The organism is Burkholderia sp. MSMB1826, assembly GCF_001526325.1.
Lineage (GTDB): Bacteria > Pseudomonadota > Gammaproteobacteria > Burkholderiales > Burkholderiaceae > Burkholderia.
Map to the genome: position 1 here is coordinate 1 of NZ_LOYN01000004.1, position 17,365 is coordinate 17,365.

Genomic DNA, 17,365 nt, shown 5'->3' on the forward strand with positions numbered 1-17,365 from the left:
TTCCCGGCAGCGCTGCGTTTTCAGCAGCAGAGAAGCGAGATTATGAACCGTGTTTCGCAGCTCGTCAACAACTTTCTGCACTACATCGTTGCGACTGCGGGGCCATCTTTCTGCGCCGTCGGGCTCGTGACTTCCGAACTCCAACAGCACCGCTTCCCTTCCTCCCGCGCCGTGTTTCCGTTGGCGCGAAAGAGGCGTGATTCTATGCATCCCCCGGCAATCGCGCAAGGGGTTTCGCAAAAAATATAAGGCGCCGCACGCTATCGCGTGCGGCGCCTTATATAGAAGCAGCCGAACCGTCAGGAGGCCGCGCGCACCTGGCGCGCGACGATCTCCATATAGTGGTCGAGATCCGGTGTCACCCTGCCTTCTTCCTTCGCCGCGTCGTCCCAGCGGCGCAGGCGCAGCGCGTCCTCCGCGAACGGGCGCTGCTGGAACGCTACCGCCTCCTCTTCACTGAAGATGCCACCCTGTAACGCCAGGCTGCGCACAGAGTCCGGCGACAGGCTCTCGAAGTAGCCGGCATCCGTGCGGCACAGGCACCGCTTCGCGTCGACGTGCAGCCGGATCGGCTCGAGCACCGCATCGTTGAACAGCGGCCGCAGGAACGGCAGCACATAATACTGATGCAGATCGTCGATCCCGCGCGCGCTCGGCGTCTCGCCCTGGCGATTCAGCAAATGGCCGAGGTCGTGCAGGAACGCCGCCGCAACCAGCGCTTCGTCCGCCCCGGACGCCTCCGCCAGCCATCCGCTCTGCAATGCATGCTCGAGCTGCGTGACCGGTTCGCCGCTATAGGCCACATGGCCATGCTCGCGATACAGCCCGTGGATCTCTTCCACCGTCAGCGCCATCTGTTTACTCCCAAGGCAGCGAAAACGTCTTCAGGTTCGTGAAACTCTTCATCGCCTCCTGGACGCCTTCCTTGTAGCCGAGCCCCGAATCCTTGATCCCGCCGAACGGCGACAGTTCGATCCGGTATCCCGGCACTTCCCACACGTTCACCGTGCCGACGTTCAGTTCGTTCACGAACCGCACGACGGCCGCCGTGCTGTCCGTACAGACACCCGACGACAGCCCGAACGCCGTCCCGTTGCTGATCCGGATCGCGTCGTCGATCGTGTCGAACGCGATGACGGGCGAGACGGGGCCGAAGGTCTCCTCGCGCACGATCGTCATCGACGGATCGACGTTGTCGAGCACGGTCGGCGCATACAGCGCGCCGCGCCGAACATTTCCGGTCAGCAGGCGCGCGCCCTGCGCGACCGCCTCGTTCACGCGCGCCTCGAACAGCCGTGCCGCCGCTTCGTCGATCACCGTGCCCATTTCGTTCTCGGGATCGAATGGATCGCCGTATTTCCATGCGCGCGTCTTCTCGACGAGCAAGTCGGTGAACGCGGGCGCGATCGAGCGCTGCACCAGCATCCGCTTGACGGCCGTACAGCGCTGGCCCGAATTCCGGTACGAGCCGAGCACCGCGAGCGACGCCGCGCGGTCGAGATCGGCATCGGCGAGGACGATCAGCGGATCGTTGCCGCCCAGTTCCAGCACGATGCGCCGGTAACCGGCCCGTGCGGCAATCGCCTTGCCGATCGCGACGCCGCCGGTGAACGTGATCAGCGACGCATGCGGATGCGTGACGAGTTCGTCCGCGAGCTCGGCCGGATTGCCGGTCAGCACCTGCAGCATCGGCTCCGGCAGCCCCGCTTCATATAACAGGTCGGCCAGATAGAACGCCGACAGCGGCACCTTCTCCGACGGCTTCACGATCACGCGATTGTTGGTCGCGATCGCCGGCGCGATCTTGTGCGCCACCTGGTTCATCGGATGATTGAACGGCGTGATCGCGACGATCACGCCGTCGAGCGGCTGCCGCTGCGAGAACACGCGCCGCACCTTGCCGTGGGGCGTCAGGTCGCACGAGAAACTCTGCGCATCGTCGCGCAGCGCCTCGACCGCCGCGAACTTCAGCACATCGGCCACACGGCCGATCTCGTAGCGCGAATCCCGTTTCGACAGCCCCGACTCGAGCGTGATCAGGTCGGACGCTTCCTCGGTGCGCTCGCGCAGCAGCGCGCCCGCACGTTCGAGAATCTGCGAACGCTCGTAGCGCGTGAGCGTCGGCCGGTAGGCCATCGCGTAATCGAACGCCGCGCGCACGTCGTCGACACTGGCGAGCGGCGCGGTGCCGACGCGTGTTCCGGTGTACGGATCCGTGACGTCGAGCGTGCGCTCGCGCATCGCACGCGTGCCGCGCCAGCGCAATGCTTCCGCACGAAACGACGGATGATCCTGCCGCGGATGAGCCATCATGTCGCGATCCGGTTCAACACGAAATCGAACACGTCGAAGTTGCGCGGGCGACGTGCGGGATCGTCCCGCTCGATACGGCGATTGAACAACAGCGGCACTTCCTGCTCGGACACGCCGCCATGCGAACGCAGCGGCACCGTGAGGCCCGACAGGTCGTGTTCGCGCTCGCGCGTGCCGAGCGTCATGTCGCGGCGGCCGATCACGACGAGATCGCCGATCCGGTCGGCCGGCAGTTCGAAGCGCGCGGCGGCTTCCGCGTTGTCGAGCACGAGCTCGACGCCGTCGAGGCCGCCGACGCGCCACATCGCCTCGGCCCGGTCGACACCCGGCGCCAGGTAGATCGTCGCGAACGAACCGAGCGCACCGTGGTGCACGACGTACGGATCGGTGATCGGCAGGATCACGCGCGCAGCCTGCGCGCCGTACCAGCCGTCGAAGGCATCCTGCAGATAGATCACGTTCGGCCGGCCCGTCGCCGGATCGTGCTTCGCGTTCATCCCGTGGTCGGCCGTGAGGCCGATCGCCCAGCCGAGCGCGTCGAGCTGGGCGAGGTAGCCGTCCATCATCGCGTAGAACGCGTTCGCGCCGGCACTGCCCGGCGCGCACTTGTGCTGCACGTAGTCGGTGGTCGACAGATACATCAGGTCGACCTGGCGCGTCTGCGCGAGCCGTACGCCGGCCGCGAACACGAATTCGGACAATGCCGCGCTGTACACGTCCGGCGACGGCAGGCCGACCCAGTCGAGCACGTCGACGATCCCGTTTTCCGCGAGATTGGCCTGTGCGGCCTTCTCGGCCGAAAAGCAGATGCCGTTCAGCCGCCAGCCGAGCAGCCTGCGCAGCTTGTCCTTCGCGGTCACGACGGCCACCCGCGCGCCGACGTCGGCCGCCGCCGCGAGCAGCGTACCGGCCCGCAGATAGGCCGGGTCGTTCATCATGACTTCGGCGCCGCGCCCGCCGTCGGCGGCCGGGTCCCAGAAATAGTTGCCGCAGATGCCGTGGACCGACGGCGGCACGCCGCAGACGATCGACAGGTTGTTCGGGTTGGTGAAGGTCGGCACGACGCAATCGGCGCGCCAGGCCGTGCCCTCCGCGATCATCCGGCCGATGAACGGCGCGACGCCCGCTTCCACCGCGCGTTCGAGATAGTCGTACTCGCAGCCGTCGACACAGACGACGACGGTCGGCTCGATCGGCAACCGGTAGCACCGACCATTGACGTCGATCGTGCGTCCGGCGAGACCGGTCGACGCGCCGGCGGGCGACGCATCGCCGGGATGGCGCAACGCGAACGCGGCGTTCATGATGCCGCCCGCGAGCCGCGCGGCACGCGCGCGGCGATCAGCAGCAGCGCCGCGAGCGACGCGCCGAGCATCAGCAGCGACAGCGCCGACGCCGGCAGGTAATAGCCGCGCTCCACCTGGCCGATCACGACGATCGGCACGGTCGCGAAGCCGGGCGGATAAACCGTGAGCGTCGCGCCGAGCTCGCCGAGCGACAGCGCAAAACCGAGCGCGAGGCTCGCGCGCAGCGCCGGCACGAGTTGCGGCAGCAGCACGCGGCGCAGCACCATCGCGGGCGGCGCACCGAGGCTCGCGGCGGCTTCGCGCAACACGGTCAGCTCCGGACGCAACGCGGCGGCGGCGCAGCGATAGCAGAACGGCAGAATCAGCGCCAGTTGCACCAGCACGACGATCGCCGCCGAGCTCGACAGGTCGAGCGGCTTCTGGTGATACGCGATCAGCACCGCGAGCCCGAGCACGACGCTCGGTACGCCGTTCGGCACCATCACGAGCGCGTCGACGACCGCGCCGAGGCCGCGCCGGTCGCGCCCTTCGAGCGCGAGCGCCAGCCACAGCCCGAGGATCGTGCCGAGCGCCGATACGCCGAAGCCGATTTCGAGGCTCGTCAGCAGCGCGTCGTATTCCTGCGAGCCGAGCCGCTCGAACCAGCGCAGACTGTAGCCGGCCGGCAGGATCGTGCCCGACCACTGCGTCGACACGCTCGACAGCGCGACGACGATTACCGGCAGCACGAACAGCCAGAAGCATGCGAAGGCGGCCAGCGCGAGCGCGACGCGCGACGCATGCTTGAGCAGCGCGTCGGTCCAGCCGATCGGGTGGCGCGGCACGGCGTGCTCGATACGGAATTCAGCGGACATCGTTTCCTCCCGTCGCACGCCGGTTCACCCGGCGATAAACCGTATACAGCGCCAGCGACAGCGACAACATCACGACCGCGCCGGCCGATGCGGTCGGCAGATCGAGATCGACGGTCGCGCTGCTGTAGATGGCAACCGGCAACGTAACGAGCCGCGCACTGCCGAGCACGAGCAGAATCCCGAATTCGTTCAGCGTCAGCAGGAAGCACAACACGGTGCCGGCGGCGATACCCGGCCACGCGATCGGCAGCACGACGCGGCGCGCGAGCATCCAGCCGGGCGCGCCGAGGCTGCGCGCGGCTTCGATCAACCGCAGGTCGAGCGTCGCGAACGACGCGAGCGTCGGCCGCACGACGAACGGCGTGTAGAACACGGTCTGAGCAAGGATCACGCCGCCGATCCCGAACAGGAAGTCGAGCGGCGGGTTCTCGAGATGGAACAGGTGCTGCAGCGCGATGCTGATCGAGCCTTGCGAGCCGTACAGGAAGATCAGCGTGAACGCGACGAGGAACGACGGAAACGCGACGTACAGCTCCAGGAAGCGCGTGACGAGCGACGCGCCCGGGAACGGCCTGAAGAACAGCAGCGCAGCCAGCAGCACGCCGAGCACCGACGCGGTGCCAGCGCTCGCGAACAGGACGCCGAGTGTCGTCAGCAGCACGTTGCGCGTGTCGGGATTGCCGAAGAAGGTCCGGTACGCGGCGAAACTCAACCCGTGATCGCCCGAGACGCTCAGCAGCACGAGCTTCACCAGCGGATAGACGACGAGCGGGCCGAGCACGACGATCGCGAGCGCGGCCAGGTGCAGGTCGCCCATGCGCCTGCGACGCCGCGCGGCGGCGGCATGGGCGGCGGCCGACGCGAGCACGTGCGGCGGCAGGCCGGTTTCAGGGCTCGATAAGGACGACATCGTCTGCCTCGCAATGCAGGGACACGCGCGCACCGCGCTCGGGGGCCGCGCCGCGGCCGCGTTGCATCGTGACGCGCACGGGCTCGTCGGGCGCCGCGTCGATCACGACCGCGATCGACAGGTCCGCGCCCTGCCATTCGACCGACGACACGGTGCCGTGCAGGCCGCCCGCCGCGGGCGGCATCACCGTCAGCCGCTCGGGGCGCACGCATGCGACCTTGCCGCGCACCTCGTGGCGCGGATCGCCGAGCGGGAAGATCACGTGCGGCGGCAGCAGGTTCGCCGGGCCGAGATAGCGCGCGACGTAACCGTCGCGCGGCGCGTCGTACAACTGCTGCGGCGTGCCGAGCTGCGCGATGTGGCCGTCGCGCATCAGCAGCGCGCGGTCGGACAGCACGAGCGCGTCGTCGCGGTCGTGCGTCACGCAGACGACGGTCAGGTTCGGCAGGCGCTCGTGCAACGCCTTCAGTTCGCTGCGCACCGACGCACGCAGGTTGGCGTCGAGCGCCGACAGCGGCTCGTCGAGCAGCAGCACGTCGGGCTCGATCACGAGCGCGCGGGCCAGCGCGACGCGCTGCTGCATCCCGCCCGACAGTTGCGCGGGCAGATGGTGGCCGGCATCGCCGAGTTGCACGAGCTTGAGCGCATCGGCGACGCGACGGGTCACTTCCGACGACGCCATGCCGCGTGCGCGCAGCCCGAATGCGACGTTCTCGAACACCGACAGGTGCGGGAACAGCGCGTAATTCTGGAACAGCAGACCGAGGTTGCGCTTGTGCGGCGGCGCATAGGTCAGGTCGCGCCCGGCCACGGTGAGCGTGCCGGTCAGGCCGTCGGCCTTCACGAACCCGGCGATGAAGCGCAGCAGCGTCGTCTTGCCGCAGCCGCTCTTGCCGAGCACGGTCAGAAATTCACCGGCGCCGATCGACAGCGACAGATCGTCGAGCACCGTGCGTGCGCCGTAGCGCACGCTCAGGTGTTCGATCTGCACGCCGCCCGGCGCGCCGGACCGCAACGTCGCGTGCGGTTCGGCGGCGCCGAATGCGCCGGGATGGGTCAGGGTGGTTTCCACCGGGTTCATCCTCTTGCTTGCTGATACGGACGGCGTGCGCCGATCACTTCGGCTTGACGACGTCGAGCTGCTTGCCCGAGCTGCCGATCACGTCTTTCTTCCAGCGCTCGATCCACACCGGCTTCTTCGCCATCACCTGGGTCCAGTCGACCGGAATCAGCTTCACGCCCGCGATCGCCTTCTTGACCGCTTCGCCGTTCTTGCCGGCCAGCGGCACGTCGGTGCGGCCCGGGATGCCGTACATGTCCGGCACCTTCGACTGCACTTCCGTCGACATCAGGTAGTCGATCAGCTTCCGGCCGGCGTCCTGGTTCGGGCCGCTCTTGATCAGGCCGATGCCGTACGGGAGCTGGAACGTGGTCGGCTGGTCGCCTTCCTTCGCGGCCAGGAAGATCGGCTTGACGGACAGCGCGCCGTGCTCGGCGTCGTCGAGGTCCATCTGCAGGTCGCCGTTCGCGACGCTGATCTCGTTACGCGACAGCAGCACGTTCAGGTAGCCCGTGCCCTTCGTGTGGAACTTCACGCTCTGCGACAGCTTCGCGAGGTAGTCGAAGGCCTTGTCCTCGCCCATCAGCGACGTCGTCAGGATCAGCACGGCCATCCCGTCGCCGGCCGTGGCCGGGTTCGAGTACGCGACCTTGCCGGCGTAGGCCGGCGCGAGCAGGTCGGCGAACGTCTTCGGCTGGTTCTTCACGACGTCCGGGTTGATCGCGAACGAGAAGTAGTTGTTCACGAAGGTCGCCCACGTGCCGTCCTCGGCCTTCGCGATGGCCGGCACGTTCTTGTAGTTCACGCTCTGGTACGGCTGCAGCAGGCCCATCTGGCCGGCTTGCTGGATGAACGGCGGCAGCGTGACGATCACGTCGGCCTTCGGTGAATTCTTCTCGATGTTCGCGCGGTTCACTACCTCGCCGCTGCCTGCCGTCACGATGTTGACCTTCACGCCTTCCTTCTTCTCGAAGGCCGGCAGCACATCGCGATAGAGGTTCTCGAGGCCGTCCGCCGTGTACAGCACGACCGCGTTCGCCGCATGCGCCGGCATCGCGGCGCCTTGCAGCAGACCGGCGGCGCAGGCGGCCAGCGCGAGCTTGCGGAACGCGCCGGCAGCGGCGCGCGAGGGTTTCTGCAGTGTCATCTCACTTCTCCGTAGGCGGAACACCAAACGGCCGGGGCACGATCCGGCTCTCCTGTCGTCTCCGGGCAGGCCGCCTGGCGGCCCGCCTCGCTACCGCGCTCAGGCTGGGTGCGGCGCGGCAACCGAAGGATCACAGCGTTCGATGACAAACCCGTGACGAATGCCACAATTTCCAAAAAATGACACATTTTGCCACTATCATGCAAGTCATTCAGAAATGCCGTCCCGCGTTTCATTCGCCCTTTGCCGGAGATAAAAACCATGCCCGACCCGATCCTGCTCACGCCTGGCCCGCTCACCACGTCCGCCACAACACGCCACGCAATGCAACATGACTGGGGGTCGTGGGACGCCGCTTTCAATCGACTGACGGCCAGCGTCTGTGCCGACCTCGTCGCCATCGCGGGCGGCGGCGATGCGTACGTGTGCGTGCCGATGCAGGGCAGCGGCACGTTCTCGGTCGAAGCCGCGCTCGGCACGCTGGTGCCGCGCGACGGCGTCGTGCTGGTCCCCGACAACGGCGCGTATTGCGCGCGCATCCTGAAGATTCTCGGCCGGCTCGGTATCGACGCGATCGCGTTGCCGTTCGGCGAAGACGCGGCCGTCGACGCAGCGGCCGTCGAAGCCGCGTTCGCCCGCGAGCCGCGCATCACGCACGTCGCGCTCGTGCACCTGGAAACGAGCGCCGGGATCCTGAATCCGCTCGATGCGATCGCGGCCGCGTGCCGGCGGCACGGCAAGCGACTGATCGTCGATGCGATGAGTTCGTTCGGCGCGCTGCCGATCGCGCTGGCGGACAGCGGCATCGACGCGCTGATCTCGGCCAGCGGCAAATGCCTCGAAGGCGTGCCGGGAATGGGGTTCGCGATCGTGCGGCGCGATGCGCTCGACGCGAGCGAAGGCAATTCGCCGTCGCTCGCGCTCGATCTGCACGATCAATACGCGTATCTGCGCAAGACGGGGCAATGGCGCTTCACGCCGCCGACGCACGTGATCGCCGCGTTGCGCGCCGCGCTCGACCAGTACCTCGCCGAAGGCGGCCAGCCGGCGCGCGGCGCACGCTATGCGGACAACTGCCGGACGCTGGTCGAATCGATGCGCGCGCTCGGCTTCGTGCCGTTCCTCGACGCCAGCGTGCAGGCGCCGGTAATCGTCACGTTCCACGCGCCCGACCATCCGGCCTACGATTTCCGCCGCTTCTACGACGCGGTGCGCGACGCGGGCTTCATCCTGTATCCGGGCAAGCTCACGCGCGTCGAGACGTTCCGCGTCGGCTGCATCGGCGCGATCGACGCGAACGATATCCGGCGTGCGGTCGCCGCCATCGCGGCCGCAGTCGAATCGCTCGGCATCGCGATGCAGCACGCATGAAAGTGCGTACGTGCCGGCCGCCCGCCGACACGCGCAAATAAAAACGCCCGACGGCCGATCGGCCGCCGGGCGAACGCACCGAATGTGCGGGGAACCGGTCCTTACAACTCGATCCGCTTGATGTCGCCGACGACGAAGATGTACGACAGCGCACCGACCAGCGCGATCACGCCGATGAACACGAGCGCGCCGACGAACGAGCCGGTCGACGCGACGATGAAGCCGACGACGAGCGGCGTGATGATGCCGGCGAGGTTCGCCGCGAAGTTGAAGATGCCGCCCGTCACGCCGAGCAGGCCGTCCGGCGCGATGTCCGACACGAGCGTCCAGCCGAGTGCGGCCATCCCCTGCGCGAAGAACGCGACCGACATGATCGCGATCACCGCTTCGTTGCTCTGCACGTAGTTCGCGAGAATGATCGTCGACGCGAGCAGCAGGCCCGCGATGATCGGCAGCTTGCGCGCGAGGTTCGCGGACTTGCCGCGGCGCAGCAGCCAGTCGGAGAAGACGCCGCCGAACATCACGCCGACCGACGCGGCGATGAACGGCATCACCGCGAAGAAGCCGATCTTCAGCCAGCCCATGTGGCGCTCCGTTGCCAGATAGGTCGGGAACCAGGTCAGGAAGAACACGAGCGTCGAGTTGCCGGCGAACTGGCCGAGGCAGATGCCCGCGAGCTGGCGCTTCTTCAGCAGTTTGCCGGCCATCGCCCAGCTGAACTTCGGCTGCGCGGCCTTGCCGCTCTTGTCGTCGGTCTTGCGCGCGCCGTGCACGAGGCCGCCGCCCGCCTCGATATAGGCCAGCTCCGCCGCGTTCGCGCCCGGATGGTTGCGCGGCTCGTGGTAGAGCTTCCACCAGACGAGGCCGAACGCAATGCCGACTGCGCCCACGACCCAGAACAGCGAGCGCCAGCCGAACGCGCCCATCAGCGCGAACAGCACGGGGCTGAAGAACGCGAGGCCGATGTATTCGCCGACGGTATAGGTGCCCGTCGCCATCGCGCGCTCGTTCTGCGGGAACCACGTCGCGACGACGCGGCTGTTGGTCGGGAAGCACGGCGCCTCGGTGATGCCGAGGCCGAGGCGACACGCGAGCAGCGTCGCGACGCCCGGCACGAAGCCTTGCAGGAACGTGCACAACGACCACAGCGTCATCGACCAGTAGTAGGTGATCTTGCTGCCGAAGCGGTCGAGGAACAGGCCGCCGGGAACCTGCATCGCCACGTACGTCCACGAAAACGCGGAGAACATGATGCCCATCACGGCCGCGTTGATGCCGAGCTCCTTGGTGAGCTGCGGCGCAGCCACGCCCAGCACGGTGCGGTCGAGATAGTTGATCATCGTGCCGATCGCGAGCAGCGCGAGGATCTTGTAGCGCGCCGACGTGCGCCGGACCGTGCCGGCCGCCTGCGCCGGCGCGGCGCTCGTGTGGGTGGTGTGCTGCATGGTCGTCTCCTGGTCTCTTTCTGTGTCTGTAAGGGGTCAGCGCGCGACGAGCGACTGAAAGTGATCGAACATCCGCTCGGCGTCGGGCGTGCGCCCGGTGAAGATCTCGAACGCGTCGACGGCCTGGTACACGGCCATCCCGCCGCCCGGCAGCGTCGCGCAGCCGGCCGCGCGCGCGGCATGGATCAGCTCGGTTTCGAGCGGGAAATACACGATGTCGGCCACCCACATGCCCGCGTGGAGCAGTTCGGCCGGCAGCGGCAGGCCCGGATGCTTGACCATGCCGGTCGGCGTTGCGTGGATCAGGCCGGTCGCGGCGCGCATCGCGGCCGCGAGATCGCTACCCGGCGCGACCCGGGCCGCGGGGAAGCGCTGCTGCAATTCGCCCGCCAGCGCGGTGGCCCGCGTGCCGTCGACGTCGAAAATCGTCAGTTCGGCCGCGCCCATCTGCAGCGCCGCGTGCGCGACAGCCGCGCCCGCGCCGCCCGCGCCGAGCTGGACGACGCGTTCGAGCGACGCGCCGGGCAGCCCGCGGCGAAACGATTTCGCGAAGCCCGACCAGTCGGTGTTGTGGCCGATCCTCTTGCCGTCCTTGAACAGCACGGTGTTCACCGCGCCGAGCGCACGCGCGTCGTCCGACAGCGCGTCGAGATGCTCGATCACGCGCTGCTTGCACGGGTGCGTGATGTTCAGCCCGTTGTAGCCCATCCGCTGCGCGGCCTCGAGCAGCTGCGGCAGCGCGTCGACGTTCACGCCCAGCACGTCGAGATCGATGCGCCGGTACACGTAGCCAAAGCCCTGGCGGAATCCCTCTTCCTCGTGCATCGCGGGCGACAGCGAACCGCCGATGCCCTGGCCGATCAGGCCGATCAGAAACGACGGGCGGCTCATCGGGCGGCTCCCTGCGCGAACAGCGTCGCCAGGCGCTGCAGCGCGAACACGTAGCCTTCGGTGCCGCAGCCGCAGATCACGGCTTCGGCGATCGCCGACACATACGAATGGTGGCGAAACGCCTCGCGGCGATGGACGTTCGAGATATGCACCTCGATCACCGGCTTCGCGATCGCGGACAGCGCGTCGGCCAGCGCCACCGACGTATGCGTATAGGCGGCCGGGTTGATCACGATGCCGCGCGTGTCGTGACGCGCGGCATGCAGCCAGTCGATCAGTTGATGCTCGGCGTTCGACTGGCGGAACTCGATTTCCAATCCGAGCCCTTCCGCCGCCGTGCGGCAGCGCTGCTCGAGATCGGCGAGCGTTTCCGCGCCGTAGATGTGGGGCTCGCGCGTGCCCAGCAGATTCAGATTCGGGCCGTTCAGCACCAGCACCTTGTGCTTGCTCATGTGATTTTGCTCCAGAAACGGGGGCGAATCGTGAGCCGACTTCGTCCCCTGACGTCGAGATTTGGCGCTAGTGTGCGCTTGCGCAAGCGCAATGTCTTTTCGGGTTTTCGCTAATTTGTACCATCTAGTTAGTTTGTACAATATGCATCACTAGCCCAGTAAATTCGGGATATGGCGCCCGCGCCGAACTCAACGACTGGTTCATTCAGGGTCGGTTCGACCGGCGTCATGCCCCGCTCATCCGCAGGAATCGCCCATGCAGCGCTCGATCGCCACCGTGTCCCTGTCCGGCACGCTCGCCGAGAAGCTCGCCGCCATCCAGGCCGCGGGCTTCGATGGCGTCGAAATCTTCGAAAACGACCTCGTCTACTTCGACGGATCGCCGGCCGACGTCCGGCGCATGGCCGCCGATCTCGGCCTCGACATCGTGCTGTTCCAGCCGTTTCGCGACTTCGAGGGCGTGAGCGCGGCCCAGCTCGCGCGCAATCTCGACCGGATCAAGCGCAAGTTCGACGTGATGCATGCGCTCGGCACCGACCGCATCCTCGTCTGCAGCAGCGTGTCGGCCGATACGATCGCCGACGACGGATTGCTCGTCGACCAGCTCGGCGCGCTCGCCGAGGCCGCGCGGCAGGCCGGTGTGGTGGCCGCGTACGAAGCGCTCGCGTGGGGCCGCGTCGTGAAACGGTACGGCCACGCGTGGCAACTGGTGAATGCGGTGAACAGCCCGCACCTCGGCCTCGCGCTCGACAGCTTCCACACGCTGTCGCTCGACGATTCGCCGGACGCGATCGCCGACATCCCCGGCGACCGGATCGCGTTCGTGCAGATCGCCGACGCGCCGAAGCTCGCGATGGACGTACTCGAATGGAGCCGCCACTACCGCTCGTTCCCGGGCCAGGGCGACTTCGACCTGGCGCGCTTCACCGCGCGCGTGATCGAGTCGGGCTATACGGGGCCGCTGTCGCTCGAGATCTTCAACGACGGTTTCCGCGCGGCGCCGACCGCGCTCACGGCCGCGGACGGCCATCGCTCGCTGCTCTACCTGGAAGACCTGACGCGCGCGCGGCTCGCACGGGAGGGTCGCGCGCCGGCCGCCGGCCAGCCGCTGTTCGCACCGCCCGCGCCGCCGGCACACGTCGGGTTCCAGTTCATCGAATTCGCGGTCGACGCGCAGGCGGCGGCGACCGTCGGCGAATGGCTCGGCCGGATGCGCTTCCGGCTCGCCGGCCGGCATCGCTCGAAGGACGTGACGCTGTTCCAGCACGGCGCCGCATCGATCGTGCTGAACGCCGAGCGCGACTCGTTCGCCGATGCGTTCTTCCAGCAGCACGGGCTGTCGCTGTGCGCGTCCGCGTTTCGCGTCGACGACGCCAAAGTGGCGTTCGAACGCGCGGCCGGCTTCGGCTACGCGCCGTTCTCGGGCCGGGTCGGGCCGAACGAACGCGTGCTGCCGAGCGTGAAGGCGCCCGACGGCAGCCTCGAATATTTCGTCGACGAAGCGCCGGATGCGCCGACGCTGTATGAATCGGACTTCGTGCTGACCGACATCGACGGCCCGAGCGAAGTCGGCCCGCTGACGGGCATCGACCACGTGTGCCTCGCGCTGCCGGCCGACGCGCTCGACACGTGGATCCTGTTCTTCAAGACGGCGTTCGGCTTCGAAGCCGAGCGCAGCTGGCTCGTGCCCGACCCGTACGGGCTGATGCGCAGCCGCGCGGTGCGCAGCGCCGATGGCTCGGTCCGGATCGCGCTGAACGCATCGGTCGACCGTCACACGGCCGTCGCCGAATCGCTCGACCGCTACCACGGCACCGGGCTGAACCACGTCGCGTTCCGCACCGACGACATCGTGAAGACGGTCGCCGCGTTCGCGGCCGACGGCGTGCCGTTCCTGCGCATTCCGGCCAACTACTACGACGATCTCGCCGCGCGTTACGCGCTGCCGGACGAACTGATCGACACGCTGAGCTCGCACCACCTGCTCTACGACCGCGACGAGCACGGCGGCGAATTCCTGCATGCGTATACGGAACTGGTCGACAACCGCTTCTCGCTCGAGATCGTCGAGCGGCGCGGCGGGTACGACGGCTACGGCGCCGCGAATGCGGCCGTGCGGCTCGCCGCGCAGGCGCAGCGCAGGAAATAAGGAACGGACCGGCGTTTGGGGGCCGGACCGCGTTCGCACGTCGGCAGTCGAGCGGACGGGCGCCGCTCGCCCGCGCCATCGTGGCAAAGCGCGGCCACGGGGCCGGCCGCGCGGCCGGCCCGCGCACATGCCGGAAGCCGCGCGTCGTCTGACGTTACATCCGGTAACCCACGCCGCAGTGCAGCATTGCGTCGCCCGCCACGGTTTTAAGAATCGCTTAAGTCTTCGACGGCACCATCCGCAACCAGTACCCGATGGTTATCTTGAAAAGGAGGAAAGCGATGAGCGCCGTAGAAGCACCCGCGGGCCGCCCGGCCGCGCCCCCTGCAAAGAAGACGATGCTGCGCCGCCTGCTCAGTCATCATGAAATCGCGACGTTGCTCGTGCTGCTGCATGCACCGATCGGCGCGAACGCCAAACCCGAATTGCCCGCGCTGCAGGAAGCCGGCCTCGTCGAAATGGTCAAGCTCGACCCCGATACGGCCCCGAGCTTCCGGCTGACCGAAGACGGCACGGCCGTCCTGAAAGGGCTCGGCTACCGCTGAGCCGCCGCTTTCCCCCTTCCCTTCGTTTCCCGCCCGCCCCCGATCCCCGCGACCCGCCGGCCACGCCGGCGAGTAGCATCACCCCGCGCGTTCCTGCAGCATCAGCCGGTATTCCGTCGGCGTCACGCCGACCGTCGCCTTGAACTGGCGCGTGAACGCGCTGTGATCCGTGTAGCCGCATAGCGCGGCCACGTCGGTCACCTTGTCGTGGGTGACCAGCAGCGCGGTGGCCGCGTCGAGCCGCGTCTTCAGCAGCACCTGGCGCGGCGTCAGGTGGAACACCTTGTGGAAGTAGCGTTCGAGCTGCGCGACCGACATCCCGGCCATCTGCGCGAGCTGCTTCAGGTTCAGCGGCTGCACGTAGTGATCCTGGATGTGCTGGACCACATCGGCGAGCCGGCTGTACGCCGGGTGCGATCCCTCGTGCGCCTTCAGGTCGCGCGAGATGCCCGCGAGGCCGACCACCCGGCCCGCGGCGTCGCGCAGCGGCTCCTTGCAGGTCAGGCACCAGCCCGGCTGGCGGCCCGGATACAGGTGCAGCTCGAGCTGGTCCATCAACTGCTGGCCGGCATTGATCGTCGCCATGTCCTGTTCGAAGTAACTCCGGCCGAAGCGGCGCGGAAACACCTCGTCGGCCGTCTTGCCGAGCAGGTCGCGCTTGTCCTTGTAGCCGCAGCGCATCGCCAGCGTGCGATTGACGAGCGCGTAGCGGCCGCTCGCATCCTTCACGAAGAACGCGACATCCGGCAGCGCATCGAATACCGGTTCGAGCAGGCGGAAATGCGCGAGCATCGCACTGAGATCGGCGTTGTCGGGCTGGTGGCGCAACGTATCGGACAGGCTCATGGGCGGTACGGCAAGCAAGGTCGTCATCCCGGCAACCGCGAAGCGAGTGGCAGATGGCGTCGATTATAGGAGCGCCCCTTCGATCGCGTCGCGCCGAACGCGGGGCAGGCAAGACGGCGGCCGGTTGCGTCGTGTGTCCCGGCCGGTTGCATCGGTCAGCGGGACAGGTTGCGCGCGCAACCACTACTACGCCATTACGCGGCAGGTGTGCGGCCGGCAGCCGTTCCCGCCGCTACCGCCGCCGCAGCGCATCGACACGCCGGCGCCACGCTCCCGAATCCGTCATCCTAAAAATGCCGACGACCCGCGTCTTGGCGGGTTTGCGCATTCGTCATGACGATTTCGGCATATATCAGGGTTATCGACGATATGCCGATATCGTCGCCAGCCACGCATCGAACGCGCAAGACGCACGCATTTTCGTTACCTAGACTTCGCTTCACGGTCACGAGACGACATCCCGCCGCTGCCGCAATCGGCACGCGCGGCCCACCGCATCCGCCGCCGCGCACGCCGATTCCGGCACAGCGCGCGCAGCACGCGACAAGCACGCACGGCCTGCACGTCGGCCTGCGGACCGATACGTCTCGCCCGGTTTACCGGCGCCGGCCCGCATGCCGGCGGCGGCCCAACCACGCCATCAAGGGGAAGTGAAAGTGAAGCTGAAGGTATCGCACGTCGCGCTGGCCGCCGCCTGCGCACTGTCGGGCGCGCACGCCGTCGCCGCCGACGTCGTCAAGATCGGTTTCGCCGCACCGCTGACCGGCCTGCAGTCGAATTACGGCACGGACATGCAGAAGGGCGTGCAGCTCGCGATCGCCGATTTCAACGCGACGCATCCGACGATCGGCGGCAAGCCGGTCACGTTTCAGCTCGACTCGCAGGACGACCAGGCCGACCCGCGCACCGGCACGACCGTCGCGCAGCGGCTGATCGACGACAACGTCCGCGGGATCATCGGCCACTTCAACTCGGGCACCAGCATCCCCGCGTCCGACCTGTACGATCGCGCGGGGCTGCCGCAGATCTCGATGGCGACGTCGCCGCAATACACGGCGCGCGGCTACAAGACCACCTACCGGCTGCTGACGAGCGACGCGCAGGCCGGCCGCATCGTCGGCACGTATGCGGTGAAGACGCTGCGCTTCAAGCGCATCGCGATCATCGACAACCGCACGGCCTACGGCCAGGGCATCGCCGACGAATTCGCGAAGGCCGTGGAAGCGGCCGGCGGCACGATCGTCAAGCGCGACTTCACGAACGACAAGGCGCTCGATTTCTCGGCGATCCTGACCAACCTGAAGGGCGTGAATCCGGACGCGGTCTTCTACGGCGGCGGCGACGCGCAATCGTCGCCGATGATCCGCAAGATGCGCCAGCTCGGGATGAAGTCGGCGTTCGTGACGGGCGAGATGTCGCGCTCGCCGACGTTCCTGAAGGTCGGCGGCGACGCGGCCGAAGGCGCGATCGTCTACATGGGCGGGCTGCCGAAGGAAAAGATGCCGGGCTTCTCCGGCTACGCGGCACGCTACAAGGCGCGCTTCAACGAAGACGTGATCACGTATTCGCCGTACTCGTACGACGGCACGATCGCGCTGCTCACCGCGATGAAGGAAGCGAATTCGACCGATCCGAAGGTGTATACGCCGTACCTCGGCAAGGTGTCGATCAAGGGCGTGTCGGCCGCGAGCATCGCGTACGACTCGAAGGGAGACCTGAAGGATGCGCCGGTGACGATCTACAAGGTCGAACGCGGCGCGTTCAAGCCGGTCGATACGATCGCCGGCAACTGATTACGCCGGCCCTGCCTCGCGCGGCGCACTGGCGGCTCACCGGCCGCACACGCCGCGCGCGCTTCGGCTGCATGGTCCGAAGCCGTTCTCGGCGCGCGCCCGCGTGCAGGCATTTCGCGCTCCTGTAGAATCCCCCCACCCGCTTTGACGCCTCGTCTCCGCCGTGCCCCATCCCGGTGCGGCGGCGCGTGTCGCGTGCCTCACCCGGCACGCGGCATGCTTCGACGACGCAAGCCGCGCCTTGTCAGTCCATGCCGATAGCGGGCCCTGGAGACGCAGCAC

The 17,365-nt window shown here is 67.7% G+C and carries 15 protein-coding genes and 1 pseudogene; 5 read left to right on the top strand and 11 right to left on the bottom strand.

Features of this window, described 5'->3' with window-relative positions; all coding sequences use genetic code 11:
• Positions 1 to 249, top strand: a pseudogene (locus tag WS95_RS35455) (hypothetical protein); the annotation flags it as partial.
• Between the two features lie 50 nt (positions 250 to 299).
• Here WS95_RS35455 and WS95_RS00840 read toward each other — a convergent pair.
• From WS95_RS00840 to phnS, 7 genes are read right to left on the bottom strand one after another with little or no spacing between them, the layout of a single operon-like run.
• Positions 300 to 854: a phosphonate degradation HD-domain oxygenase gene (locus tag WS95_RS00840; RefSeq protein WP_034206102.1), complete on the bottom strand. Its 555-nt coding sequence runs from the start codon at positions 852 to 854 to the stop codon at positions 300 to 302.
• A gap of 4 nt (positions 855 to 858) precedes the next feature.
• Positions 859 to 2,313: a phosphonoacetaldehyde dehydrogenase gene (phnY, locus tag WS95_RS00845; protein ID WP_059821777.1), complete on the bottom strand. Its 1,455-nt coding sequence runs from the start codon at positions 2,311 to 2,313 to the stop codon at positions 859 to 861.
• Positions 2,310 to 3,617, bottom strand: coding sequence for a phosphonoacetate hydrolase (gene phnA, locus WS95_RS00850; protein ID WP_059821779.1), 1,308 nt, complete (start codon positions 3,615 to 3,617; stop codon positions 2,310 to 2,312). The genes phnY and phnA overlap by 4 nt, the downstream gene beginning before the upstream one ends.
• Positions 3,614 to 4,474, bottom strand: coding sequence for a 2-aminoethylphosphonate ABC transport system, membrane component PhnV (phnV, locus tag WS95_RS00855; RefSeq protein WP_059821781.1), 861 nt, complete (start codon positions 4,472 to 4,474; stop codon positions 3,614 to 3,616). The genes phnA and phnV overlap by 4 nt, the downstream gene beginning before the upstream one ends.
• Positions 4,464 to 5,384 carry a 2-aminoethylphosphonate ABC transporter permease subunit gene (phnU, locus tag WS95_RS00860; RefSeq protein ID WP_034206098.1) on the bottom strand — a complete coding sequence of 307 codons (921 nt, stop codon included), beginning with the start codon at positions 5,382 to 5,384 and terminating at the stop codon, positions 4,464 to 4,466. The genes phnV and phnU overlap by 11 nt, the downstream gene beginning before the upstream one ends.
• A complete protein-coding gene (phnT, locus tag WS95_RS00865; protein ID WP_034206097.1) occupies positions 5,362 to 6,465 on the bottom strand; it encodes a 2-aminoethylphosphonate ABC transport system ATP-binding subunit PhnT in 1,104 nt (367 codons plus the stop codon). The genes phnU and phnT overlap by 23 nt, the downstream gene beginning before the upstream one ends.
• Before the next feature lie 34 nt (positions 6,466 to 6,499).
• Positions 6,500 to 7,591 (bottom strand): 2-aminoethylphosphonate ABC transporter substrate-binding protein, encoded by a 1,092-nt coding sequence (gene phnS, locus WS95_RS00870; protein ID WP_034206096.1) that lies wholly within the window; start codon positions 7,589 to 7,591, stop codon positions 6,500 to 6,502.
• Between the two features lie 261 nt (positions 7,592 to 7,852).
• On the opposite strand from phnS, the gene WS95_RS00875 reads away from it, so the two are divergent.
• Positions 7,853 to 8,962, top strand: coding sequence for a 2-aminoethylphosphonate--pyruvate transaminase (locus WS95_RS00875; RefSeq protein ID WP_059780019.1), 1,110 nt, complete (start codon positions 7,853 to 7,855; stop codon positions 8,960 to 8,962).
• 101 nt (positions 8,963 to 9,063) lie between these two features.
• Here the strand turns inward: WS95_RS00875 and WS95_RS00880 are convergent, their stop codons facing one another.
• From WS95_RS00880 to aroQ, 3 genes are read right to left on the bottom strand one after another with little or no spacing between them, the layout of a single operon-like run.
• The gene (locus WS95_RS00880) at positions 9,064 to 10,407 is read right to left on the bottom strand and encodes an MFS transporter (RefSeq protein WP_034206094.1); all 1,344 of its coding nucleotides are present in this window, start codon (positions 10,405 to 10,407) and stop codon (positions 9,064 to 9,066) included.
• Positions 10,408 to 10,443: 36 nt separating this feature from the next.
• Positions 10,444 to 11,298 (bottom strand): shikimate dehydrogenase, encoded by an 855-nt coding sequence (locus WS95_RS00885; protein ID WP_059821783.1) that lies wholly within the window; start codon positions 11,296 to 11,298, stop codon positions 10,444 to 10,446.
• Positions 11,295 to 11,750: a type II 3-dehydroquinate dehydratase gene (gene aroQ / locus WS95_RS00890; protein WP_059821786.1), complete on the bottom strand. Its 456-nt coding sequence runs from the start codon at positions 11,748 to 11,750 to the stop codon at positions 11,295 to 11,297. Before aroQ ends, WS95_RS00885 begins: the two co-directional genes overlap by 4 nt.
• Before the next feature lie 256 nt (positions 11,751 to 12,006).
• Between aroQ and WS95_RS00895 the strand changes: the two genes are divergently transcribed.
• Both WS95_RS00895 and WS95_RS00900 read left to right on the top strand, forming a co-directional pair.
• Entirely contained in the window at positions 12,007 to 13,899 is a 1,893-nt protein-coding gene (locus WS95_RS00895; RefSeq protein ID WP_059780021.1) for a bifunctional sugar phosphate isomerase/epimerase/4-hydroxyphenylpyruvate dioxygenase family protein, read from the top strand.
• A gap of 281 nt (positions 13,900 to 14,180) precedes the next feature.
• Positions 14,181 to 14,444 (top strand): hypothetical protein, encoded by a 264-nt coding sequence (locus tag WS95_RS00900; RefSeq protein ID WP_006489463.1) that lies wholly within the window; start codon positions 14,181 to 14,183, stop codon positions 14,442 to 14,444.
• A gap of 78 nt (positions 14,445 to 14,522) precedes the next feature.
• Here the strand turns inward: WS95_RS00900 and WS95_RS00905 are convergent, their stop codons facing one another.
• A complete protein-coding gene (locus tag WS95_RS00905) occupies positions 14,523 to 15,317 on the bottom strand; it encodes an AraC family transcriptional regulator (protein WP_034206091.1) in 795 nt (264 codons plus the stop codon).
• 587 nt (positions 15,318 to 15,904) lie between these two features.
• Between WS95_RS00905 and WS95_RS00910 the strand changes: the two genes are divergently transcribed.
• On the top strand, positions 15,905 to 17,083 hold the full coding sequence (locus tag WS95_RS00910; protein ID WP_059821788.1) for a branched-chain amino acid ABC transporter substrate-binding protein: 1,179 nt from the start codon (positions 15,905 to 15,907) through the stop codon (positions 17,081 to 17,083).
• The last annotated feature ends 282 nt before the right edge of the window (positions 17,084 to 17,365 follow it).